Genomic DNA, 22497 nt, shown 5'->3' with positions numbered 1-22497 from the left:
CCTGCCAACCGGCATCCTCCCGCGGACCTTTTGCACGCCACGGCATCCGGCACGGGCCGGGGCTGCTGCGCGATGCTTAATTACACGATTCCGGAGACCCCGAGCCAGGAACCGATCGCGAACGTGACGGCCAAGGCCGCGGCACCGCCCACCAGCACGCGGATCGTCGGACGCAGCATGGGAGCCCCGCCAAGCCTGGCCCCCAGCGCACCCGTCACGGCCAGGGCCAGCAACACGGCGACGAACGTGACGGGGATCTTCAGCGGCCCCGGCAGGAACACCGCCGTCGCAAAGGGCAGGACGGCGCCGACCGAAAACGCGATGGCGGAGGCGATGGCCGCGTGCCACGGGCTGAGCACCTCGTCCTCGTCCATGTGCAGCTCCGCATCCAGGTGGGCCTTGAGCGCGTCGTGTTCGGTCAGCTCCCTGGCGACCCGGGCGGCCGTCGCCCCGCTGAGTCCCTTGGCCGCATAGATCGCCGTCAGCTCCGCGAGTTCCTCCTCGGGCATCTCCGCGAGTTCCCGGCGTTCCTTCTCGATCAGCGCCTTCTGCGAATCCGCGGAGCTGGACACCGAGACGTACTCCCCCAGCGCCATGGAGATCGCCCCGCCGACGGCTGCGGCAGCGCCGGCCGTCAGGATCGGGCCGTTGGCCGTGGTGGCACCCGCAACGCCGACCACCACCGCGGCGACCGAAACGATCCCGTCGTTGGCCCCGAGCACACCGGCGCGCAACCAGTTCAGTTTCGCCGCGATTCCCTGGTCGTGGGGTTCGGCATCGTGTGGCATTGGATCTAGACTCATGCGGTCCAGCCAATCACCTCAATACCCCCCGTGGCTAGGGTGTGTGCCCCCGGCGTGGCGGCCTGGCCGTTCCCGCGCGCAGCTACGCCTGGACGGGCGCCAGCGAAACGTAGCCGGGGTACTTGGCGCTCAGGCTGTCGCCCGACGACTTGCCCGTCAGCCGGCGTTTGACCCACGGCGCCAGGAATTCCTTGGCCCATGCGGCATCGGCGCGCAGCTTTTCGGCGCGGGTCTGTATGACCAGCGGCGGAAGCTCGGGAACCTCGATCCCGGTCTCGCGGCCCAGCACCCCGAGCACCTTCCTGGCCATCAGCGTGTGCCCGGGCGTTCCCATGTGCAGGCGGTCGGCGGCCCAGTAGCGCCAGTCCTGGAATTCGCGCCAGCGCCAGTAGTCGGCGATGACAGCACCGTGCTTTTCGGCGATTTCGCGCACGCCCTCGTTGTAGATGGCGGTGCGACCGCGGGTCTTCTCGAAGATCGCAGAGCCGTTCGAGTCGAACCCGGTGAACAGCAGCAGCTGCGCGCCGGTTCCGGCGAGCTTGGCCACCGCCTCGTCGTAGCGCTGCATCAGCGCGTCGATGTCGACGCTCGGACGCAGGATGTCGTTGCCGCCCATGTACAGGCTGACCAGCGTCGGCTTCAGCTCCAGCGCGACGGGCAACTGCTCGGAGACCACCTGCCGGATCTTCTTGCCGCGGATCGCGAGGTTCGCGTATCCCCACTCGGGGTCGGCACAGAGCTGCTCGGCGACCCGGTCCGCCCACCCGCGGACCCGGTTGGGACGCGTCGGGTCCTCGTCGCCCATTCCTTCGGTGAAGGAGTCGCCGAGTGCCAGGTATCGTTTCGAGAATTCCACGGCACCAGACTATCCCGCCGGCCATGTTCCGGCGCGGAAGGACCTGCCCCGGGCGACACGCCAAGACTCACGGCATCCATGCGTCCGGGTCACAGCCGGCACAAAGAATGCGGGCGCACTCTCGAAGCATGAAACTGAACCTGCACCGCACCGCTGCAGCCAAGCGCACCCCGGCATTCGGCTCCGATTCCGGCCGCGACCAGGATGCCGCCCGCCCGCTGAACCTCGGCATGCCGAAAAACGACGATCCCGCCCCGGAAACCAGCCAGTACACCGTCCCGCTGCACATTGTTTTCACGCACGGTTCATCGCTCCTGCCCGCTCAGATCCCCTGGCTCGAGGAAATCCGCGGCGACCAGTTCCTCTCCGACCTGCATGCGGAAGTCATCTAGGTTTCAGTGCGCCGCGCCGGTCCCGCTACACAGCTACACCGGTGACCCGGTGACCCGGACTACGCGCCGAGCAGCACCTGGCGCGCCAGCACGCTCAGCCGCCCGCCGCGCGACCCCGTGCCGTTGGTTTCCGCCCGCGCCGGCACGTAGCCAAAGGCCAACCCGTAGGCGGGATCCGCAAAGGCCAGCGCCGCATTGGCGCCGTCGTGCCCGAAGGCGCGGGCCGAACCGAACGCGTTGTTCGCGTGCGCCTTCATGAACCCGATGCCAAAAGCGCCCTGCGTGCCGGTGGCGCGGTCCAGCCCGAACACCCGGTCCTGGCTGACGGCTGCGATCGTCTCCTTGTTCAGGAACGGCGCGTGCTCGTCGCCGGCGCGGTCGACGAATCCTGTGGTCGCGGCCGCGTAGAGCGTGGCCAGGCCGTGTGCGTTGGCCACCCCGCCGATCGCGGCCAGCCCCGACTCGCGGATGGATCGGACATTCGGCACGTCCAGGATTTCGAAGCCCGGCCCCTTCGGCCCGTCGAAACCGGCCGTCGAGTTCAGGGCCAGTCCCAGCGGGGAGTAGGGGTCGACGAACGGGTAGGGTTCCGCGTCCTGCGCCGTGAGCACCGGGCGGAAGCGGGATTCCTGGTCCTCGGGCAGCCCCAGGTAGAAGTCGATCTCGTGGGGTGCGCGGATGCGGCGCTCGAAGATGTCCTGCAGCGGCTCCAGCGCGGCGCGCCTGGCCAGCTCCTCCATGAAGACGCCCATGGTCAGCGCGTGGTACGAGTGCGTTCCGGGGGCGTTCCACAGCGGCGCGGCAGCGGCGATGATGCCGGCGGCAAGCCGCGAGTCGATCAGTTCCGCCTGGGTGAACCCGCCCTCGACGCCGGGCAGCCCGGCCTGGTGGCTCAGCAGCTGCGCCACGGTGATGGCGCCCTTCCCGGCCGCGGCGAACTCCGGCCAGTACAGGGCCACGGGCGCCTCGGGATCCAGCACGCCTTCCTGCACCAGCAGCGCCATGACCAGCGCCCCGGCCCCCTTGGAGCAGGAGAACACCCCGGTCATCGAGTCGTTGCTGCAGTCGTTTCCGACATGCATGTCCACCACCAGGTTTCCGTCCCGGTAGATCGCCAGCTGCCCCGAGTATCCGGGATCTTCCTGCGCGTAGGAGCGCATCAGCTCGGCGACGGGGGCGAAGCGCTCATCAAGGACATCGGTGCTGTTGTTCTGCGTACTCACCCGCACCACATTACCCATGCCGGTACCGCCGAACCGGCAGGCGGCGTCAGCGTTTCGGCGGCCCGGCCTGCAGCTTGGCCCTGCGGCCGCCGGTTACGCGCTGGGCGTTTCCTGCCGGTAGCGCAGCAGCCAGCGGCCGTCGACCCGGTGCCAGAACGACGAGCACAACACCACGCGGTCCCCGGCCAGCAGGCGGTAGGCAAGCTGCACCATGTTCTCCCCCAGCGGGTTCGCGGCGAGCACCTGCAGCGATCCGCCGGCCGGCAGCGGCTGGCCCACGCCCAGCGCGGCGATGATGGTGGAGCGGTCGGTCAGCGAACCGTCGCGGCTGATCTCCTGGAATTCGGGGTGCAGGAACGCCAGCATCTCGTCCAGGTCCGTGCGGACCGACGGCGAGAGCAGTTCGCTTTCCAGCTCGAAGACCATGTGCAGGTCCGCGGCCGAGGCCGACGTTGCCGAAGCGGTTCCCGGAGCCGCCGAAACCGGGGCCGGAGCTGCAGGAGCCGGAGCCGCTGCTGCCGATGCCTCCGCTGTCTTCTGCGCTGCCGGTGCCTCCGCTGCCTCGCGATCGGCCAACGGCGCCTCGAGATCCTCGAAGACCATCGAGTCGTGGCCGTCGGGAGCCGGAACCTCGTGGTTCGCCGCGCGTTCGGCGGCGCCCGGAGCACCCTCGAGCCCGGGTCCGGCGTCGGGTTCCTGGCCGGCCTGGTAGGCGGTGGCGGCCGCGCGGGCGCGGTCGTCGGCGGCCTCGTTGAGTTCATGCCCGGCGTGGCCCTTGACCCATTCGAACGTGTACTTGCGGCCCTTGATCGCGGCGTCGATGTCCTTGAGCAGGTCCAGGTTAAGCACCGGCTTGCCGTCGGACTTCTTCCAGCCCTTCTTCTTCCAGCCCGGCATCCACTTGGTCACGGAGTTGATCACGTACTGCGAGTCGCACAGGATGTGGAGTTCCTCGTCGGGCAGGTGCGCGGTGGAGCGGAAGAGGTCGAGCACCGCCATGAGCTCGCCCATGTTGTTGGTGCCGTGGGCCCAGCCGCCGGCACGCCAGTGGTCGTCGTCGATGTACCAGGCCCATCCTGCCGGTCCTGGGTTTCCGAGGGCTGATCCGTCTGCGGCTGCGGTGATCGTCATATTTCAATCCTGCCACGGCCCCGCCGACGGATTCACCTCGGCGCCTCCGGCCCGGGCGCGGCGGAAGCCTGCCTCCTGTTTACAGGTCGATCGCGAAGACCAGCGAATCGTGCGCGACGCCGCCGATGATCTTGTGGCCGGGCAGGAAGCCGGTCCTGCGCAGCCCGGCCTTTTCCAGCACGCGGATGGAGCCGGCGTTTTCCGGGCGGCAGGTCGCGACAACTCGTCGCATCCCCAGGGTGTGCCGTGCGAAATCGAGCATCGCCGCCGCGGCCTCGGTGGCGTAGCCGTTGCCCCAGGCATCGGCGGCAAGCACATAGCCGATCTCCGCGCTCGATTCCACCGGCGCCACATCGGAGGCGCCGAGCATCAGCGCGATCGAACCCAACACCCGGCCATCCACGCCGATCGCCATGCTGAAGGTCTGCCGCGGGTCGGCGGTTTGTTCGTCAAGGCAGGCGCGCAGGAACGCCCGGGTGTCCTCCGGCGTGTTCGGGCCCCATTCGACGAAGCCGCACACGCGGGGATCCGAGGCGAACGCATGCACGGCGTCCTGGTCGGCCTGCGCATACTCGCGCAATGCCAGGCGTTCGGTGCTGATTTCCATGCGCCCATCGTGGCACGTGGAAAACGCTTTTCCCGTGGTTTCTGGGTCCTGCCCGGCGTGTTCCGGGCCGGGCGCGCGATCCGTTGGCCGACGGCTGCGGTGAGTCGCCGGACCGTCGGCCCGGCCGCGGCCCGCTCCGACGTCGCCCGCAAAACCGAACGGTGGCAGGCAACGACCTTGTAACGATCCCCAGACCCGCCGCATTCCGGCTGGCTCCGGGGTCGGCCGTCGCCTAGATTCGGAGGCAGTGAGTTACCACCCGTTCGCCCGCTGGGGGTCGGCCGTTCGTGAAGAAGCGCGCCCACACCGATTCCTGCCCGGGCGAGATTCCGCAAGACAGGATCATTTGATGCCATACCCCATGAGGTCCACGGTCGGTGCAGCCGTCCTGGCCGGCGCCCTGGTGTTCTCGGGCACCGTTGCCAACGCCCAGCCGGTGCCGGCCGACGAATCGGTGGCCTCGGCGCCGATCGAGCAGGGCACCCCGGACGCCGGCGAGTCCGCCCCGGTCCTCGACCAGGTCGACGCGCCGCTGCCGCCGGCAGCCCCGGTCCAGGAGACCTCCGGCACCGGCGGCTCCGCCGATTCCGCGACCGAAACCCCGGAGGCAGGCTCACCGGACGGTGATCCGGCCGAGAGCCCGGCCGACATCGAGGAACAGCCGCCGGCCGGCTCCGGCGAGGAATCCGGCGCCACGCCGCCGGCGACCGAGGAAACAACCCCGGGCGCGGAAGCCCCGGCGGAAACTCCCGCGGAAGCCCCCGAGGAAGCCCCCGCGGCGGAACTGCCGTTCACCGGGGAAACCGCTCCCCTGACCGGGACCGAAGCACCCGCCGAGCAGGTTTCCCGTCCCGCAATCGCCGTCGTCCCGGCGCCCGTTGCCAAGACGGCCGCCAAGGAAAAGGCCGCAGCGGAACCCGCGGCAAAGCTGCCCGGTTCGGGTACGATCAAGCTCCCCGAGGGATTGCCCGACTGGACCTTTGAGCAGGGGATGGAGTGGCTGGGCGGCGAAAAGTTCGTCCAGTGGTTCGACGACAACGTCGATGCGATCGTGGAGCTGGTCGATTCCGAGGACTTCGCGGGCTTCAGCGACGACATCTTCCCGTACTTCGTGGAGGGAGACCCGGAGGGGTTGCTTGCCTACCTGGAGGCCACCTATCCGGATGACCTGCCGATGGCGCAGTTCATGGTCGGTCTGGTCATGGGCCAGCTGATCGAGGAGGGGTTGCTCGACGAGGACGGCAGCTTCATCGGCGAGCTCGGCCCGGAGACCGAAGAACCGTCCGAGAAGCCGGACAAGGAACCGAGCAAGGAAACCGACGAGGAGCCGGTGATCGAGCCGGTGGTGAACGTCACCAAGCCGAAGGCGTCGACGACCAAGCCCGTCGAGGTCTTCACCCCGGTCAAGGTGCCGGCCCAGGGTCTGGCCGAGACCGGCGCCGAGGGCATCGGCCTGCTGGCCGGTGCCGGCGGCGGCCTGCTGGTGCTGGGCATCGGGGCCCTGGCGCTCCGCCGCCGCAAGCAGGCCTGACCCACGCGCAGACGGGAGGGGCGCGGATCCAGCGGAAACGATTTCCAGGGGATCCACACCCCTCCCGTTGTCGTATGCACCGGCGGATGTGCCGCCGCCTGCGGGCGGCGCACTCCGGTTCCGGACACAGGGGTTCCATGCGGCCGCCGCGCGGAATCGATGGTCTAGGCTCTGTGCATGCAGTCCTACTTGAGCCCCGCGCAGCACGCAGACCTCTACGATGCCGAGAACGCATGGACGGCGGCCGAGGACTTCTTCCTCGCGTTCGCCAACGAGCAACCCGCCAGCCGCGTGCTGGACCTGGGCTGCGGCACCGGCAGGCTGACCGTCGCCCTGGCAGGGGCCGGGCACACCGTCACCGGCGTCGATCCCCACCTCGGTTCGCTCGACGCCGCCCGCGCCAAGCCCGGGGCCGACGCGGTGCGCTGGATCGACGGGACCTCCGCGGCGCTGCCGGAGGACGCCTCATTCGACGCCGTCATCATGAGCTCGCACGTGGCCCAGGCGATTGCCGACGAACGGGATTGGGCGGACACGCTGCGCGATGTCCGCGCGGCGCTGGTGCCCGGCGGGCGGCTGGTCTTCGACTCGCGGGACCCGCAGGCGCGGGCGTGGGAGCGCTGGACCCCGGCCAACACCCGCAGCCACCTCACGCTGCCCGACGGCACGGCGCTCCAGCTCTGGATCGACGCGGCCGAACGCGAACAGGGCCTGGTCCGGATCACAGAACACCGCTTCCTGGCCGACGGCAAGCGGGAATTCGAGGACGCGCTGCTGGCGTTCCGCAGCGAGCCGGCCCTGCGCCGGGACCTGGCCGACGCCGGGTTCACGGTGGTGCAGGTTTTCGGCGGCTGGGCCGGGCAACCCGTGGGCGAGGGCGACGGCGAACTGATCGTGATCGCGCACGCCTGATCCCACGCGCCCAGGACACGGCCGGGCGCCTGGAACTCAGCGGTACCCCGCGGGATCCGCCGGCAATCCGGCGTCCTGCACCTCCACCAGGTAGCGCCAGCAGTCCGGGGCCGAGCCGTCCACGTCGGTGAACCCGTAGTCGCGGGCCAGTTCCCCGCTGGAGAACGACCCTCCGTTGCGCGCGCGGAGCTCCGGGTCCGCGGCGAGCGCCGCAACGGCGCGCCCCACGAAGCGCGGGGATTCGCTGATCGCGGCAAAGTGCCCGTGCTCCGCGGCGGCCGTGCGCCAGTTCGACTCGTCGACGCCGAACGCCTCCAGCATCATTTCCGAGCGCAGCCAGCCCGGGGTCAACGCCACGGCCGTGCACCCGTACGGTTCCAGCTCGCGGGCCAGGTCGAAGGCCAGGCGCAGCGGCGCGTTCTTGGCCAGGTCGTAGAAGGTGGACAGCCGGTAGTGCTCCCGGTTGTAGGCCGCGGTCCCGTCGGTCACCTCGACCACCAGTCCGCCGGGGTTCCGGGTCAGCAGCCCGAGCGCGTGGTGCGCCGTGATCAGGTGCGTTTTCACGCCGAGCTCCAGCATGCGCAGTCCGTCGTCGAGGTCATGGCGCCAGATCGGCGCGTTCCAGTCGATCAGCTTTTCCCCGCCCCACACGTCGTTGACCAGCACGTCCAGCCGGCCCTGCTCGGACTCGATGCGGGCGACCAGCGCCGCGACGGCATCGGATTCCAGGTGGTCGACCGCCACGGCGACGCCCCGCCCGCCAGCCGCGGTGACAAGCTCGGCGGTCTCCTCGATGGTTTCGGGGCGGTCGTACTCGCTGCGCTTGTGCCGGGTGCTGCGGCCCGTGCAATACACGGTGGCGCCGGCTTCCCCGAGCGCGACGGCGATGCCGCGGCCCGCTCCGCGCGTGGCCCCGGCGACGAGCGCGATCCGCCCCTTCAGCGTTGCTTCCATGGGCCCACGCTAGCCCCGGCGCCCGGGGACCCGCCAGAGTTGTGCGGCCCCGCGACGCGGCGAAGCCCGCCGCCGGATGATCCGGCGGCGGGCCAACCGGCTAAACCAGCGGGTAGAGCGGGTTGTGGCCGGCGGCCACGCGCTCGGACTCGCGCACGGGTTCCGGCGCGGTGCCGGTCCCCCACGGGTTCCCGCCGAACGACTCGCGGCCGTGCGGCTCCAGCCAGTTTTCCAGCTCCGGGCCCTTGGGCACGATCCGCGTCGGGTTCACGTCGGTGTGCACCACGTAGTAGTGCTCCTTGATCTGCTGGAAGTCGACGGTGTCGCCGAAGCCCGGCAGCTGGAACAGGTCGCGCGCGTAGGCCCAGAGGTTCGGCATCTCGATCAGCTTGTTGCGGTTGGCCTTGAAGTGGCCGTGGTAGACGGCGTCGAAGCGCACCAGCGTGGTGAACAGCCGCACGTCGGCCTCGGTGATCGACTCCCCTATGAGGAACCGGCGGGTGGCCAGTCGCTCCTCGAGCCAGTCCATGGCGGTCCAGAGGCGGTCGTACGCCTCCTCGTAGGCCAGCTGGTCGCCGGCAAAACCGCAGCGGTAGACGCCGTTGTTGACCTCTGTGAAGATGCGCTTGATGACCGGCATCATCTCCCCGAGCTTGTCCGCCGGCAGCAGATCGGGGGCGCCCTCGCGCTGGAACACCTTCCACTGCGTGGAAAAGTCCAGGGAGATCTGCGGGTAGTCGTTGGTGACCACGGCGCCGGAGGGCACGTCGACGATCGCCGGCACGGTGATGCCGCGCGGGTAGTTCGCGAAGCGCTTGAAGTAGTTCTCCTGGATGCGCGCGGTGCCCAGCACCGGGTCGACGCCGCCTTCGTCAAGGTCGAAGGTCCACGAGCGCACGTCGTGCACCGGGCCGGGGGTGCCCAGCGAGATCGCGTCCTCCAGGCCCAGCAGGCGGCGGACGATGATGGTGCGGTTGGCCCACGGGCAGGCGCGGGCGGCAACCAGGCGGTAGCGCCCGGCCTCCACCGGCCAGAGTTCGGCACCCTCCGCGACGCCCGCACGGACGTTGCCGATCGTTCCTCCGGTCGGGCCGCCGGAGGCGCGCACCGCGGCCGGATCGGCAACGATGCGGTCCTGGATGTAGTTGGTGTCGCGCGTGAATTCGGCGCCCGTGACGTAGGCGCCGGCGGTGCTGTGTTCGCCGCCGTCGTGCTCGCCCAACGGCTGCCCGTCGAACGCGTCGTCAAGCAACACGTCTTCGCGCAATGCTTCTTCACCCAAAACTTGCTCGCTCATGACCCAACCCTAGATTCACGTGCAGTTAAGCACTCCGGAGGAAATAAAAACGGCCTGCCCCGCGGATTGTCGCGGGCAGGCCCTGGCCGATGACCCGCGCCCGCACCGGGAGTGCAGACACGGGGCCATCCGAACTGCGGCCAAGGCAACCCCAAGTTGCCAGGGCCGCGGCCCGAAGTGTGTCGCCCGTGGTTAGGCGGAGACCAGTGCGGCGTCGCGAACCGACTTCATGGCCACGGTCCACGGAACCAGCTGGTCCAGGACCGGTGCCAGCGACGCTGCCTGCATCTCGGTCGGCTTGAAGACGGAGAAGTTCTCGAAGTCGGTGAACAAGGAGAACATGCCGGCCTTCTGAACGTGGGCAACCTGCAGCTCGGAGAGGATGCCGCGCAGGTGCTCGACGGCGCGCACGCCGTAGGCCGAACCGTAGGAGACGATGCCCGCTGCCTTGTTGGCGAACTCGACGTTCAGGTAGGTCAGCGCGTTGGCCAGGGCCGGGGCGACCGAGTGGTTGTACTCGGGGGTGATGAACACGAAGCCATCGAACTCGGCGATCTTTGCGGCCCATGCCTTGGTGGCATCGTTCTGGTAGTTCTGGTACGCGGCCGGGTAGGCCTCGTCCAGCAGCGGCAGCTTGAAGTCTGCGATGTCAACCAGTTCGTAGTCGGCGTCGCCGCGCAGCTGCGCCTGTTCCAGGACCCACTGGGCAACGCCTGCGTTGTTGCGGCCCGGACGGGTTGAACCGGTGATGATGGCAATCTTGGTCATGCGTGTTCTCCTTGAACTGGGCGACACGTCCGCAGACTTGCTGACGCGTCAACTAAACTTGTTGTCTCAATCATGGCGCGAAACAATTGACGTGTCAACAAAGTGTTAAGAAATGTGAGGAGCACCATGTCCGAGCCCCGCTGGCTCAGCAGCCACGAACAGGAGCTGTGGCTCGAGTTCCGCGAGTTCCTCTGGGGTTTCCCCAGTGCGATGGACCGCCAACTCAACCGCGATGCAGGCCTGTCCACCGGCGAATACTCCGTGCTCGCCGCGGTGTCCCAGGCCGCGCCCGATCGCGTGCGTTCCGGGGACCTGGCCAACACGCTGCAGTGGGAACGCTCCCGCGTCTCGCACCTGCTGCGCCGGATGGAGGCCAAGGGCCTGATCGAACGCTGCGCGGCAAGCTGCGACGGGCGCGGCCAGGAGATCATGTTGTCCGACGCCGGCTGGGACCTCATCCGCTCGGCCGCGCCCGACCACGTCGGATTCGTGCGCGAGGCCCTCTTCGACTCGCTCACCTGCGACGAGCAGGACCAATTGCGCGCCATCCTGGCCAAGGTCCGCTCCGCCGTCGTCGAACGCGAGCTCTGGTAGGCCGGAGGATTCACGGCCCCGGGGATTCACGGCCCGGAACTTTTCCACATCCCGCACCTCGGCTCGGGCCGCCCGGTGAGCACGGCCCCATGCTGTGGACATGGAGACAGCGCAATTCGTCGAATCCGTCGCGGGGCGCCGCGGCGATCCGGGGCACCTGGTGACCACTGACGACAAGTTGCGCGCCCTGCTGGTCGCAATGGCGATGTGCGACTCGCTCTGTGAGGAAATCTCCAAGGACGCCAGCTCCCCCACCCGCGCGGCATTCCACGCCAGCGTCGTTGAGCGGCATTCCCAGCGCATGGAGATCGCCCAGATCAGGGCCGCGGGAACGGCCCAACGCACGCTCGTCCACGAGCTGCCGCCGGAGACCCTGACCACGCTGCGCAATGTTGCCGACGACCCGTGGCCCTTCACGGATGGAAAGGTTGGTTTGCCGGCGGATCCCAGCGGTGCACCGACCGGGCGGCCCGAATACAGGAACACCGCAGAGGCCCTGCAGCGCACGCTGCGCATCTCCTACTTCGCGGCCCGCGACCGGCTGCACGCAGCGTGGTCCTTGCTGCCTCGCACCGACATCAACGGGATCCCGCAGGGTCCGCGCTTCCCCGTCCTCGCAGGTCAGTTGGACTCCGGCAGCGCCCGAGTCCAGGAGATTGCCGCGGCGGCCCGCAAGCTGGACAGGCTGCGCCCGGGCATCGAGGCCCGACCCGACGCCCGCGACCTGGCCCTGCGCGTCGAGGAGCAGGTTGCACGTTCCGTCGCCGAGGACACCCCGCGGGAGACCAACAAGCTGTTCGACGCCATCTCCGACCGGCTCGATGCCGTGGAGAGCGAGCCGACGCAGGCCGAGATCCGCGAAAAAACCGGTATTTTCGTCACCCGTCGCACCCGCCACTTCACGTACCTGAGCGCGTGCATGCTCAACGACGACGCCGAAATCTTCATGTCGCACTTCGCGCAGTCGGACAACCCGCGCACCCAGGCGGGCGATCGCCGGGCGATGGCCGATGCCGCGACGGTTCCGGGAGCGGGTTCGGGCTCCCCCGCACCGCCGCCGTGGATCGTCCCGGACCCCTCGGCCGGGCCCGTCGAAACCCTCCCGCCGTTGCGGGACTTCGATTTCGGAGACGCCGTCAAGGACCGCTTCAACTCCACGAGTCCGGGACCGGACGGGCTGACGCCGCCGCAGCGACACCTGCAGACACTTGTCAACGTCATGCGATCGGCCGGAAAACCACCCGGCACCACGGGATGCCCGGGAAACAAGGGATCAACCGGCCTGCCCTCCGCCCGGCTGGTTGTCCTCGTCAAGCTCGAGGTCCTCATGGGCCTGGCCAAGGGCGCGGGTTACTCGGCCCACGGGCTGGAGATACCGATCGGCAGGGTGCGGCGGATGCTCGCCAGCGACGGGGTGATCCCGATCGTGCTTGGCGGCCAGGGGGAAATCCTCGACGTCGGCAGGGAAAAGCGGCTGCTTCCCGGGCACATGAAACGTGCGGTGCTGGCCCGGGACGGCGGTTGCCTCTACCCCGGGTGCACCGTGCCGCCCGAGTTGTGCGAATTCAACCACATCGAGCAGTGGCAGGACGGCGGGGCGACCAGCGTGGCCAATTGCCATCCGGCCTGCACCGCCCACCACCACATGATCGACAACGGGGAACTGCGCGTGGTGATCCACCAAGGGCTGCCGCACGTGGTCCTGCCCGGGTACCTGGACCCGCAGCAGAGGCCGCGCCGCAACACCTACTGGCAGCCGGCGAACCCCACGCTCTTCTAGGGCGCGCAGGGGTTCCGCTCTGCACACGCCTCCCGGCGGCCAACCGCGCTGCCGCCCACCAAGAGTTACCCGGTGGGCTGCAGGAGCGTTCGGCCGGCGGATGGCGGCGCATCCTCGCCGGGTTCCTCGTCAAGCTCGCCGTGCTCGCCGAATTCGTCGTGCTCGCCGGCCGCAACCAGCCGGGCAAACGCGCCGCCGGATTCGCGCAGCTCCGCCGGCCTCCCGCGCTCCAGGATCGAGCCGCCCGAAAGCACCACCAACTGGTCGGCGTTCTCCACCGTGGACAGGCGATGGGCGATCATCAGCGTGGTGCGGCCGACGGCCAGGCGATCGAGCGCATCCTGCACCAGCGCCTCGGTGGTGTTGTCCAGCGCGCTGGTCGCCTCGTCGAGCACCAGCACCCGCGGGTTGCGCAGGATCGTGCGGGCAATGGCCAGTCGCTGCTGCTCGCCGCCGGAGAATCGGTGGCCTCGGGCGCCGACCAGCGTGTCAAGACCCTCCGGCAGCCCGGCGACCAGGTCGGCGATCTGCGCGGAGGCCAGCGCCTTCCACAGCGTGGCGTCGTCGGCACCGGGGTCCGCCAGCAGCAGGTTTTCGCGGATCGAGGCGTGGACCAGGTACGTCTCCTGGGAGACCACGCCGACGATCTTGTTCAGCGTCTCGGGGGCGAGATCGCGCACGTCGACCCCGTCGATCGTGATCCGGCCGCGGTCCGGATCGTGCAGGCGCGGCAGCAGGGCGCCGAGCGTGGACTTGCCGGACCCGGTGGGCCCGACGACCGCCGTGGCGGTGCCGGGTTCCAGTTCCAGGTCGATCCCGTGCAGCACCTCGGCGCCGCCGGAGTAGGAGAAGCCCACGCCCTCGAAGCGCACGCGCCCCCGGACGGTCCCCGGGTCCAGCTCCGTCGGGTTGACCGGCGCCTTGATCTCCGGGTCCAGGTCCAGGTACTCGAAGATCCGGCTGAACAGCGCCATCGCCGTGACCCACTGGACGCCGACATTCAGCATGCCCATGATCGGGCGGAAGATCGCACCCTGCAGGGCGGTGAACGCGACGAGCGTGCCGATGGTCATGCCGCCGGAGGTGGCCGGGAAGCCGGCCGCGAGGTAGATGACCGCGGGGATCGCGGCGAACACGATGCCCATGGTCGCCATGCGCCAGCGCCCGGCCAGCTGGCTGCGCATTTCCAGGTTGATGAGCCGGTGCGAGGAGGCGGAGAAGCGCATCACGTCGCGGCCCGTGGTGCCGAGGGTCTTGGCCAGCCGGATCCCCGAGACGGAGAGCCCCTCCTCGATCTGCGTGTACATGCCGGCCAGCTCCTGCTGCCGAGCGGTGGTCACGTCGCGGCGCATCAGCGCGACCTTGCGCGAGAGCCAGATGGCCGGCGGCAGCACCACCAGCGAGAGCAAGCTCATCCGCGGGGACAGCGCGACCATCGCGATGGCGGTGGCCACGGCCGTGGTCAGGTTGGAGGCCACGGAGGTGGCGGTGGAGGTCACCACGTTCTGCATGCCGGCGATGTCGTTGGTCAGCCGCGACTGTACCTCACCTCCGCGGGTGCGGGTGAAAAAGCCCAGCGACTGGGCCTGCAGGTGGGTGAAGAGCCTGGTGCGCAGCTCGTGCATGACCCGCTGGCCCATCTTGGTGGCCATCCAGGTTTGCACGACGCCGATCGCGGCGGTGGCGGCCGCGACGGCGACGAGCCCGCCGGCGAGCCAGGCCAGCAGGGTCACGTCTTGTTGCGGCAGCGCGTCGTCGATGATGGCGCGGACCAGGAACGGCTGGGCCAGCCCGATGACCGAGGCGGCGGAGATGAGCAGCGCGACCACGGCGATCGTGAACCTGTGCGGCTTGAAGAGGGCCGCGATCCGGGAGGGTTTCACCGGGTGGAGCTTGACCTGCCTGAGGTCCGCGGGGTTCAGGCGCGCGACGGGGCCGCCCGGGCCGCCACCGCGCCCTCCCCCTGAGCCGTGCGCGCCGTCGGCGCCGGAGGGGTTCTGGGCTGAACGGCCCTGGCCCGATCGGGCCGCGCTGGAAGATGAACTCGATTCCAACATGCGCACCACCTTTCGTGGTGGTTGTGGGTGCGGGACTCGCACCACGTCTTTATTGAGGTTACCTCACTATGTGGCTACCGGTCAAACGTGGCGTAGAGTTGGATCCATGTCAACCAGCGCCGATTCCCCCGCCCAGGGCGATCTCTCCGAACTTTTCCATCGCGCTTTTCGGTCCCTCCGGCATTCCTGGGTGGAGCAGCTGGCGCCCTTCGAGCTGACCCCGCACCAGTTCCGCGCCATGCAGGCGCTGGCCCGCAGCTCGGCGGATCCGGCCGGCGGCGAGGGGCTGCGACTCAAGGACGTCGCCGAACGCCTGCACATCGCCCCGCGGTCGGCCACCGAGGTGATCGACCAGCTCGAGGCCAAGTCGCTGGTGCAGCGCGCGCCGGATCCCGTGGACCGGCGCGCCACCCTGGTCAGGCTCACCGCCGCCGGGCAGAAGCTCTCCGACCGGGTGCGGGCCGCGCGCCGCGGCCACACCGAGCAGTACTTCGGCAGGCTGAACGCGAACGACCGCGCCGAGCTGGTCCGCATCCTGGCCCAGCTTGGCCCGATGTAGTTCCCCGCGTAGTCCCGAGCGGCGAACCGCGGGATCCACGCCGAAGGGGCGCGGACCTGCTAGCCCTCGGACTTGCCGCGGCGCCAGTAGCCCATGAACGCGACCTGCTTGCGGTCCATGCCGGCATCGCGCACCAGATAGCGGCGCAGCTCCTTGATCATGCCGGCCTCACCGGCCAGCCAGGCGTAGAACGGCTGGGTGGAGGCGGTGGCGGTTTCCCACAGGATCGTTTCGTCGACGTCAACGTCCTCCGGTTCGGCGCCCGTGACCACGGCGCCCGCGGCCGGGATGGCCACCGCGGCCCGCACCGCCGAGGCGAGCAGCTCGCCGTGCGGGTGCGACCCGCGCGGCAGCCACTGCACGGAAACCCCCGAACGGGTCGAGGACCCCTGGATGTCCTCCGTGTTGGGGACCTCGATCAGCGCGTGCCCGGTGATGCCGGCCGGAAGCGACTCGAGGATGGAGCAGATCGCCGGGGCAGCGGTCTCGTCGCCGGCCAGCAGGATGCGCGTGGCGGTGCCGGGACGGAACTCGATGCCGCCGTAGCTTGCGTCGCACAGGGCGGAGTTCGGCCCCAGGATCAGCAGTTCGTCGCCCAACTGGGCCTGCGCGGCCCACACGGTGGCGGGGCCGCCGGTGAGCCGGCCGCCCTCGGTGCGCAGGTGCAGCACGAAGTCGATGTCGAGCTCCGGCTCGTCGCCGCGGTTGTCGCGGTGCCCGGCCGGGCGCAGTGCGCGCGCCGTGTAGGTGCGCATGGAGCCGCGCTCCCCCTCCGGCAACGCCAGCCAGCGCCGGTACCAGCCGGAGGCCTCGTCCTCGGCCAGCAGTGCGCCGGGGCGCAGCGAGGAGAACTCGTCGGGCAGCTCGGCGCCCGTGGCGTTTTCCAGCGCCGACGCCCCGTGGGTGGGGGCCGGCGGGATCATCAGCTTGATGCGCAGGTCCAGCGGGGCGTCCCCGGCGCCGAAGTGCGCCAGGTCGGCGCCGGCAAAGGTGACGCGCTTGAAGTTCGCCCCGACGCTGGCGACGTCGACCACGCGGGTGGCGAAGGCCAGCATCTCGCTGATCTCCTCGGCGCGGCGCAGCGGCGAAGCCTCGGCAACCGGCGCCTGGGCGGCTGCGCCCACAGGTTGTTCCCCGGTCGATGCGGCGGGGGCTTCCGGTTCTTCCACGGCCGTCGCCGCTGCCGGAACCGGGGCGCCGATGCCCGACTCGGGCTCGACGGCAGGTGGCTGGGTGCGGTAGATGCCGCGGGCCGCCAGCACGGACTCGGCGCGCAGCACGCGGTGCCGGCCGATCGGCAGCACCAGCGGGGTGCCGGCGACCGGGTCGGGAATGACCCGGCACGGCATGCCGAAGACGTTCTTGACCAGGTCCTCGGTGACCACCGCGGCCGGGTGCCCGGCGGCGACGATCTTGCCGTGCTTCAGCGCCACCAGGTGGTCGGCGTAGCGGGCGGCGAGGTTCAGGTCGTGCAGCACGATCACCACGGTGGTGCCGCGGGTGCGGTTCAGCTCGGAGATGACGTCGAGCACCTCCAGCTGGTGGGCCACGTCCAGGTAGGTGGTCGGCTCGTCGAGCAGCAGCAGCTCGGTTTCCTGCGCCAGCGCCATGGCGATCCAGACGCGCTGGCGCTGGCCACCGGAGAGCTCGTCGATCGGGCGTTCGGCCAGGTCGGTGGTGCCGGTGAGGGTCATGGCGCGCTCCACCGCGGCCTCGTCCTCCGCGTTCCAGCGCTTGAACCAGCCTTGGTGCGGGTAGCGGCCGCGGCCCACCAGCTCGCGCACGGTGATGCCGTCGGGCGCGACGGGGGTCTGCGGCAGCAGGCCCAGCACCTTGGCGACCTCGCGGGCGGGGCGGGTGTGGATGTCCTGCCCGTCCAGCAGCACCTTGCCGCCGGCGGGCTTCAACAGCCGGGCCAGCCCGCGCAGCAGCGTCGACTTGCCGCAGCCGTTGGCGCCCACGATGATCGTCACCTCGCCCGCCGGCAGCTGCAGCGAAAGCTCGTCGACAATGCTCACGGCGTCGTAGGCGAGCGTGAGGTCCTGTGCTTCAAGAAGTGCCATGGGCGACCTCAGGTTCCTTCCTTGTTGGTGCGCACCAGGACCCAGATCAGGAACGGTGCTCCCAGCGCGCCGGTGACGACGCCGACTGGCAATTCTGTGTCGGGCAGGATGTTGGAGGCGATGAAGTTCGCGCACACCACCAGCAGCGCGCCCGTGAGCGCCGCCGATCCCAGGTTGCTGCGGCCCGCGCAGAGGCGGATCGCCAGCGGCCCGGCCAGGAACGCGACGAACGCCAGCGGCCCGGTCACCGCGGTGGCCACGGCGGTGAGCCCGACGCCCAGCAGGATCAGTCCCAGCCGGGCCGGGCGCACGGCCAGGCCGAGCCCCGCGGCGGAGTCGTCGCCCAGTTCCAGGATGCGCAGCTTGGCGGCGGCCGGGACCAGCAGAGGCAGAAGCACGGCCAGCGCCGCGGCCAGCAGCCCCGCGCGCTCCCAGGTGCTCGCGGAGAGCGACCCGGTGAGCCAGCGCAGCGCGTCGCCGGCGGTACGCACGTCGGTGCGGGTGAGCAGGTACTGGATCAGCGCCTGCAGCAGCGCCGCCACGGCGATCCCCGCGAGGATCAGCCGCGGGCCGGTGTGCTTGCCGGCATCGGCCATCGCGTAGATGAACAGCGCCACGGCCAGCGCTCCGGCGCAGGCGATGAGCGACAGGCCGATCCCCTGCGCGCCGAAGAGCAGCATGCCGGTGACGGCCGCTGCGCTGGCGCCGTAGCCGACGCCGATCACGTCGGGGCTGGCCAGCGGGTTGCGCAGCATGCGCTGGAAGATCGCGCCGGAGGCGCCGAACGCGGCGCCGGCCAGCACGCCGACGGCGGCCTGCGGCAGCCTGTCCTCCCACAGCATGAAGGAGACGCCCGGGACGCGTTCGCCGCCGAGCGCCGCCAGCAGGTCGGGCAGCTCGATCGGGCTGCGTCCGGCCAGCAGGTCCAGGGCGATGGCGACCACGATGCCGATCGCTGCCAGCACGTTGAACCGGGCCACGGTTCCGCGCCGAATGCGCGTCCCCGGGCGGCCGGTCCCGCGTGGATTGCCGACGCGTGCCCCGCCGGGATTCAGTCGCGGTTCCGCGGTGGCAGTTGCAACAGGTTCCCCGGCACGTGCGCGTGCCAGGTCGGATCGAACACTCACAGGGACACCTTCCGTCCGCGGCGCAGCAACCAGAGGAAGATCGGGGCGCCGATCACGGCGGTCATGACGCCGACCTGCACCTCGGCGGGCGGGGCGATGACCCGGCCCAGCACGTCGGCAGCCAGCAGCAGCACCGGGCCGGCAAGCATGGAAAGCGGCAGCAGCCAGCGGTAGTCGGAGCCGACGAGCGCGCGCACCGCGTGCGGCACGATCAGCCCGACGAACCCGATGGGCCCGGCCAGTGCGGTGGCGGCACCGCAGAGCAGCACCACGCCGGCAGCTGAGACCGCCCGCCCGCGGCCGACCCGGAAGCCGAGCCCGCGCGCGGAATCGTCACCGAGCGAAAGCGCGTTGAAGAGCCTGGCGCCGAACAGCACCAGCAGCGCACCGAGCCCCAGGAAGGGCAGCACCGAGAGCATCTCCGGAACCTCCCGGGCGCCCAGCGTGCCGACCTGCCAGAACCTGAAGCGCTCCAGCGCCTCCTGGCCGACCATCAGCACGGCGCTGGTGAGCGAGCCCATGCCCGCCGCCATCGCGGCGCCGGCAAGCGCCAGCTTCATCGGCGTGGCTCCCTCGCGGCCCAGGCTCGCGACCAGGTAGACCAGCACCGCCGCGGCAGCCGCCCCGGCGAACGCAAAGAGGATGTAGCCCTGCAGCGTGCTGACGGCGAAGAAATGGATGCCCAGCACCACGGCCAGCGCGGCCCCGGCGTTGACGCCCAGGATGCCCGGGTCGGCCAGTGGATTGCGGGCGATGCCCTGCATTCCGGCGCCCGCCAGCCCCAGCGCCGCGCCGATCAGCAGGCCGGCGACGGTGCGCGGGATGCGGGATTGGACGACCGCGTGGTCCCCGTTGCCGGCGTCGAAATTCGTCAGCGCCTCCCACACCGTGTGCGGGGCGATTCCTCGGGCGCCCACCAGCAGCGAGAGGAACACCGCAGCAAGCAGCGCCAGGAGCAGCACCAGGACCAGTCCCGCCGGATGCAGCGCCGCGCGCCGCACGGCTCGGGGATCGGCGGGAGTCGGTCCGGAGTTCACCGCGGGGGCCACCACGGGGTTCGCCGTCCCATGCGTCGCCGGGTCCCGGGGCACCCCGGCCGCGGTTCGTAGATTCTGTCTCATCCCTCTGTCCCTGTGTAGCTGTCGTGGGCTGCGCCCGGCATGCGTAGCACTGCGTCATGTTTCACGGCCGCCGACAGCGACCACTGAATTTTACTGGTTCTCCCCGGGGCTCCCCGTCCAGCGCACCCTAGACTGGGCCCATGAGCATGCAGCCCCACACGGAATTTGTCCCAGCCTTGCAACTCACTTCCCGGGCCGCGGTCCGGCTGGCACCGAACCCGGGCCCGATGTCGTTGGAGGGCACCAATTCCTACATCCTGCGCGGGGCCGGCAGCGAGCACGCTGTGGTCGTGGATCCGGGGCCCGAGCACGCGGGCCACCTGGCCGCGCTGGCCGCCGAGTCCGTGGACCTGATCCTCGTCACCCACCGGCACCACGACCACACCGAGGGCATCGACACCCTGCATCGCCTCACTGGCGCCCCGGTCCGCGCGTTCCTGCCCGAACATTGCCGCGCGGCGGAGCCGCTGCGCGACGGCGAATGGATCGAGGCCGCCGGACTGCGGATCCAGGTGCTTGCCGCCCCCGGCCACACCTCCGATTCTCTGTGCTTCTTCCTGCCCGACGACGGCACCAGCGGTTCTATGCTCACCGGCGACACCATCCTGGGCCGCGGCACCACCATCCTGGATGCACCCGACGGCACGCTGGGCGACTACCTGGCCACCCTGGACCGGCTGGCCGCTGCGCCCGACGCGTTGGTGCTCCCCGCGCACGGGCCGGTGCTGGAGTCGCTGCACAAAATCGTTGCAGGCTACCGCGCGCACCGCCTGGAGCGGCTCGGACAAATCCGTGCTGCCCTCGCGGAACTGCTCGCCTCCGGCGTCGAGCAGCCTGGCATCGTCCAGGTCGCCGATATCGTCTACGCGGATGTCGATCCGTCCGTGCGCGGGGCAGCGGAAATCTCCGTGGCGGCGCAATTGCACTACCTCGGAGATCTCGGCGAGTACTGAGCGCTCGCGGACGCTGCGCACGGGGACCATGGGCACTGATCGGCGGCGATCCCTGCCGGCCGGAGTTTCCGGACCGACGGGGAGCGCCGCGTCTCGGCTACTTTCCCGTTGCCGCCTGGGCAGCGGCGGCCAGCTTCGGAACCACCTTGTCGATGGCCCACTGGATGGACAGCGGCGAGGTCGCGGACACGGCGAGCACGTCCATGTCGCTGTCCACGGCCACCAGGCCGCCCTTGGCAACGGCCGGGATCTGGGCGAAGAGCTTGTTTTCGGTGATCTTCGTGGTGCTCGATCCGGCCGGGATCCAGGTGAAGAAGATGTCGGAATCCAGCTCGTTGGCGCGCTCGGCCGACCACGGCAGGTAGAACTCGCCGGCCTTGACGTTCTCGTCGACGATCTTCGCCTGCGTCATGCCCAGTGCGCTGAGGAAGCGCGGGCGGTTGTCGCCCGAGGCGTAGAGGTTGATGCCGCCGTCGGCCGGCTCCAGGTTGCCGGCGATGAACGTGGTGTCCTTGAAGACCGGGTTAGCTTCACCGGCGGCGGTGAGCTTGCCCTCGAGGTCGGTGATCAGGCTCTTGGCCTCGGCGTCCTTGCCCAGCGCCTTGCCCACCGCCGAGGTCACGTCCTGCCAGCGGCTGGTGTAATTCGGGGCCACCGGGCCAATGACGGGTGCAATCTTGGAGAGTTTCTCGTACTCGTCCTTCGTTAGACCCGAGTATCCGGCGACGATCAAATCCGGCTGGACTTCGGCGATGGCGGTGAAGTTCACGCCGTCAGCCTCGGAGTACTGCACCGGCGCCTTCTCGCTGCCGATCGGTGCACCCAGTTCCTCGAGCTTGGAGTCCTTCCAGTCGGTGGAGTTCTTCGCGTTGTTGCCCCAGACATCGGATGCCATGCCCACCGGCACGACGCCCAACGCCAGCACTGCGTCGGCGTTCACCCAGGAAACCGTCGCAATGCGCTCCGGCTTCTTGGGGATCTCGGTGGTGCCGTAGATGTGCTCGACGGTGACGGGGAAGGCGGACTCTGCTGCGGCAGGCGAGGTGCTCGCGGTCTCGGGAGCTGCGCTGCCGCATGCGGTCAAGCTCAGGGCAATGGCGGCAGCGGCTGCGGCGAAGAGGCCGGTGCGTCGGGAGAACTCCATGAATAGATCCTTCGGTGACTCAACAAGGGTGCCTGCGCAAGCTGGGGGAACTGCTCGTTTCGCAAGCAAGTGACGAGTAAGGCTAACCTCACAAAAAGTAATTACACAACACAAACCGCACCTAATCAGCACGCGTCGACGGCGCACATTCGCCTGCAGGCCCCAAGATTCCGCCCCCCGATGAGCAAAAAGCGATTTGGGTCACATTGCGAAACAAGTCCCCAGCAGCCTCTGCACCGCGTCGCCCGGACAGCCCGGCCCCGGGCTGGTCGCCCCATCCGAATGTCCGACACAACCCCGCACCCTGCCCTACCCGCCATCGAGACCACCGCAACATGGGCAGGATGCGCGCCCGCCACCCCGTTGTCGTACCGCAACCATTCCGGCACAAAATCAGGACACCGGGCACCACGCCACCGCCACGCAAATACAAGTGTCCACACCCGGCCCTTCTTGAGCTTGGCAACCACGGGTCACCTATACCTTGGCGCGGACAGGGCCAGCGAGTGGCACCGTCTTGCCAGTCGAACGGATCGTGTCCGATGTCACATCGGAGCGCCCTTTGGCCCCAAAACCGCGAGGTGACGGGCCTTATTAGGTAAACCTATGTCCAGGCAACCCGGAA

Annotated in this window: 20 protein-coding genes; 7 read left to right on the top strand and 13 right to left on the bottom strand. The window is 69.7% G+C overall.

Features of this window, described 5'->3' with window-relative positions; genetic code table 11:
- Positions 1 to 80: 80 nt before the first annotated feature.
- Positions 81 to 803, bottom strand: a complete 723-nt coding sequence (locus ACIQLF_RS04875) for a VIT family protein (RefSeq protein WP_400294963.1) — start codon at positions 801 to 803, stop codon at positions 81 to 83.
- Positions 804 to 885: 82 nt separating this feature from the next.
- Positions 886 to 1659: an SGNH/GDSL hydrolase family protein gene (locus ACIQLF_RS04870; RefSeq protein ID WP_400294957.1), complete on the bottom strand. Its 774-nt coding sequence runs from the start codon at positions 1657 to 1659 to the stop codon at positions 886 to 888.
- A 128-nt stretch (positions 1660 to 1787) separates the two neighbouring features.
- Between ACIQLF_RS04870 and ACIQLF_RS04865 the strand changes: the two genes are divergently transcribed.
- Positions 1788 to 2051, top strand: coding sequence for a hypothetical protein (locus ACIQLF_RS04865; RefSeq protein ID WP_400294955.1), 264 nt, complete (start codon positions 1788 to 1790; stop codon positions 2049 to 2051).
- 59 nt (positions 2052 to 2110) lie between these two features.
- On the opposite strand, the gene ACIQLF_RS04860 is transcribed toward ACIQLF_RS04865, so the two are convergent.
- From ACIQLF_RS04860 to ACIQLF_RS04850, 3 genes are all read right to left on the bottom strand, one after another.
- Complete coding sequence (locus tag ACIQLF_RS04860) at positions 2111 to 3274, bottom strand: serine hydrolase domain-containing protein (protein ID WP_400294952.1); 1164 nt, start codon at positions 3272 to 3274, stop codon at positions 2111 to 2113.
- Positions 3275 to 3367: 93 nt separating this feature from the next.
- On the bottom strand, positions 3368 to 4405 hold the full coding sequence (locus ACIQLF_RS04855) for an RNase H family protein (protein ID WP_400294950.1): 1038 nt from the start codon (positions 4403 to 4405) through the stop codon (positions 3368 to 3370).
- 79 nt (positions 4406 to 4484) lie between these two features.
- Entirely contained in the window at positions 4485 to 5012 is a 528-nt protein-coding gene (locus ACIQLF_RS04850) for a GNAT family N-acetyltransferase (protein ID WP_400294947.1), read from the bottom strand.
- A 349-nt stretch (positions 5013 to 5361) separates the two neighbouring features.
- Between ACIQLF_RS04850 and ACIQLF_RS04845 the strand changes: the two genes are divergently transcribed.
- Positions 5362 to 6543 carry a hypothetical protein gene (locus ACIQLF_RS04845; RefSeq protein ID WP_400294944.1) on the top strand — a complete coding sequence of 394 codons (1182 nt, stop codon included), beginning with the start codon at positions 5362 to 5364 and terminating at the stop codon, positions 6541 to 6543.
- Positions 6544 to 6720: 177 nt separating this feature from the next.
- On the top strand, positions 6721 to 7455 hold the full coding sequence (locus ACIQLF_RS04840) for a class I SAM-dependent methyltransferase (RefSeq protein WP_400294942.1): 735 nt from the start codon (positions 6721 to 6723) through the stop codon (positions 7453 to 7455).
- 36 nt (positions 7456 to 7491) lie between these two features.
- Here the strand turns inward: ACIQLF_RS04840 and ACIQLF_RS04835 are convergent, their stop codons facing one another.
- The 3 genes from ACIQLF_RS04835 to ACIQLF_RS04825 all read right to left on the bottom strand — a co-directional run bounded on the left by ACIQLF_RS04835 (position 7492) and on the right by ACIQLF_RS04825 (position 10474).
- On the bottom strand, positions 7492 to 8409 hold the full coding sequence (locus tag ACIQLF_RS04835) for an SDR family oxidoreductase (RefSeq protein WP_400294940.1): 918 nt from the start codon (positions 8407 to 8409) through the stop codon (positions 7492 to 7494).
- Between the two features lie 100 nt (positions 8410 to 8509).
- Positions 8510 to 9706: a glutathione S-transferase C-terminal domain-containing protein gene (locus ACIQLF_RS04830; protein ID WP_400294937.1), complete on the bottom strand. Its 1197-nt coding sequence runs from the start codon at positions 9704 to 9706 to the stop codon at positions 8510 to 8512.
- A 192-nt stretch (positions 9707 to 9898) separates the two neighbouring features.
- On the bottom strand, positions 9899 to 10474 hold the full coding sequence (locus tag ACIQLF_RS04825; protein WP_400294935.1) for an NADPH-dependent FMN reductase: 576 nt from the start codon (positions 10472 to 10474) through the stop codon (positions 9899 to 9901).
- A gap of 126 nt (positions 10475 to 10600) precedes the next feature.
- Between ACIQLF_RS04825 and ACIQLF_RS04820 the strand changes: the two genes are divergently transcribed.
- Both ACIQLF_RS04820 and ACIQLF_RS04815 read left to right on the top strand, forming a co-directional pair.
- Positions 10601 to 11068: a MarR family winged helix-turn-helix transcriptional regulator gene (locus ACIQLF_RS04820; protein WP_400294932.1), complete on the top strand. Its 468-nt coding sequence runs from the start codon at positions 10601 to 10603 to the stop codon at positions 11066 to 11068.
- 100 nt (positions 11069 to 11168) lie between these two features.
- Positions 11169 to 12848 carry an HNH endonuclease signature motif containing protein gene (locus ACIQLF_RS04815; RefSeq protein ID WP_400294930.1) on the top strand — a complete coding sequence of 560 codons (1680 nt, stop codon included), beginning with the start codon at positions 11169 to 11171 and terminating at the stop codon, positions 12846 to 12848.
- 65 nt (positions 12849 to 12913) lie between these two features.
- Here ACIQLF_RS04815 and ACIQLF_RS04810 read toward each other — a convergent pair whose 3' ends face one another.
- Positions 12914 to 14905 carry an ABC transporter ATP-binding protein gene (locus ACIQLF_RS04810; protein WP_400294928.1) on the bottom strand — a complete coding sequence of 664 codons (1992 nt, stop codon included), beginning with the start codon at positions 14903 to 14905 and terminating at the stop codon, positions 12914 to 12916.
- Positions 14906 to 15011: 106 nt separating this feature from the next.
- Between ACIQLF_RS04810 and ACIQLF_RS04805 the strand changes: the two genes are divergently transcribed.
- Complete coding sequence (locus ACIQLF_RS04805; RefSeq protein ID WP_400294926.1) at positions 15012 to 15464, top strand: MarR family winged helix-turn-helix transcriptional regulator; 453 nt, start codon at positions 15012 to 15014, stop codon at positions 15462 to 15464.
- Positions 15465 to 15523: 59 nt separating this feature from the next.
- Here ACIQLF_RS04805 and ACIQLF_RS04800 read toward each other — a convergent pair whose 3' ends face one another.
- From ACIQLF_RS04800 to ACIQLF_RS04790, 3 genes are all read right to left on the bottom strand, one after another.
- Complete coding sequence (locus tag ACIQLF_RS04800) at positions 15524 to 17527, bottom strand: SIP domain-containing protein (protein ID WP_400294925.1); 2004 nt, start codon at positions 17525 to 17527, stop codon at positions 15524 to 15526.
- Positions 17528 to 17535: 8 nt separating this feature from the next.
- Positions 17536 to 18507: a FecCD family ABC transporter permease gene (locus tag ACIQLF_RS04795; RefSeq protein WP_400295056.1), complete on the bottom strand. Its 972-nt coding sequence runs from the start codon at positions 18505 to 18507 to the stop codon at positions 17536 to 17538.
- A 143-nt stretch (positions 18508 to 18650) separates the two neighbouring features.
- Complete coding sequence (locus tag ACIQLF_RS04790) at positions 18651 to 19775, bottom strand: FecCD family ABC transporter permease (RefSeq protein ID WP_400294923.1); 1125 nt, start codon at positions 19773 to 19775, stop codon at positions 18651 to 18653.
- Between the two features lie 146 nt (positions 19776 to 19921).
- Here ACIQLF_RS04790 and ACIQLF_RS04785 point away from each other — a divergent pair, with 146 nt between their 5' ends.
- A complete protein-coding gene (locus ACIQLF_RS04785; protein ID WP_400295054.1) occupies positions 19922 to 20728 on the top strand; it encodes an MBL fold metallo-hydrolase in 807 nt (268 codons plus the stop codon).
- A gap of 97 nt (positions 20729 to 20825) precedes the next feature.
- On the opposite strand, the gene ACIQLF_RS04780 is transcribed toward ACIQLF_RS04785, so the two are convergent.
- Positions 20826 to 21872, bottom strand: a complete 1047-nt coding sequence (locus tag ACIQLF_RS04780) for an ABC transporter substrate-binding protein (protein WP_400294921.1) — start codon at positions 21870 to 21872, stop codon at positions 20826 to 20828.
- Between the last annotated feature and the right edge of the window lie 625 nt (positions 21873 to 22497).

It is taken from the genome of Paeniglutamicibacter sp. NPDC091659 (genome assembly GCF_044756805.1).
GTDB lineage: Bacteria > Actinomycetota > Actinomycetes > Actinomycetales > Micrococcaceae > Paeniglutamicibacter.
This window is presented reverse-complemented; position numbering and strand designations above follow the sequence as displayed.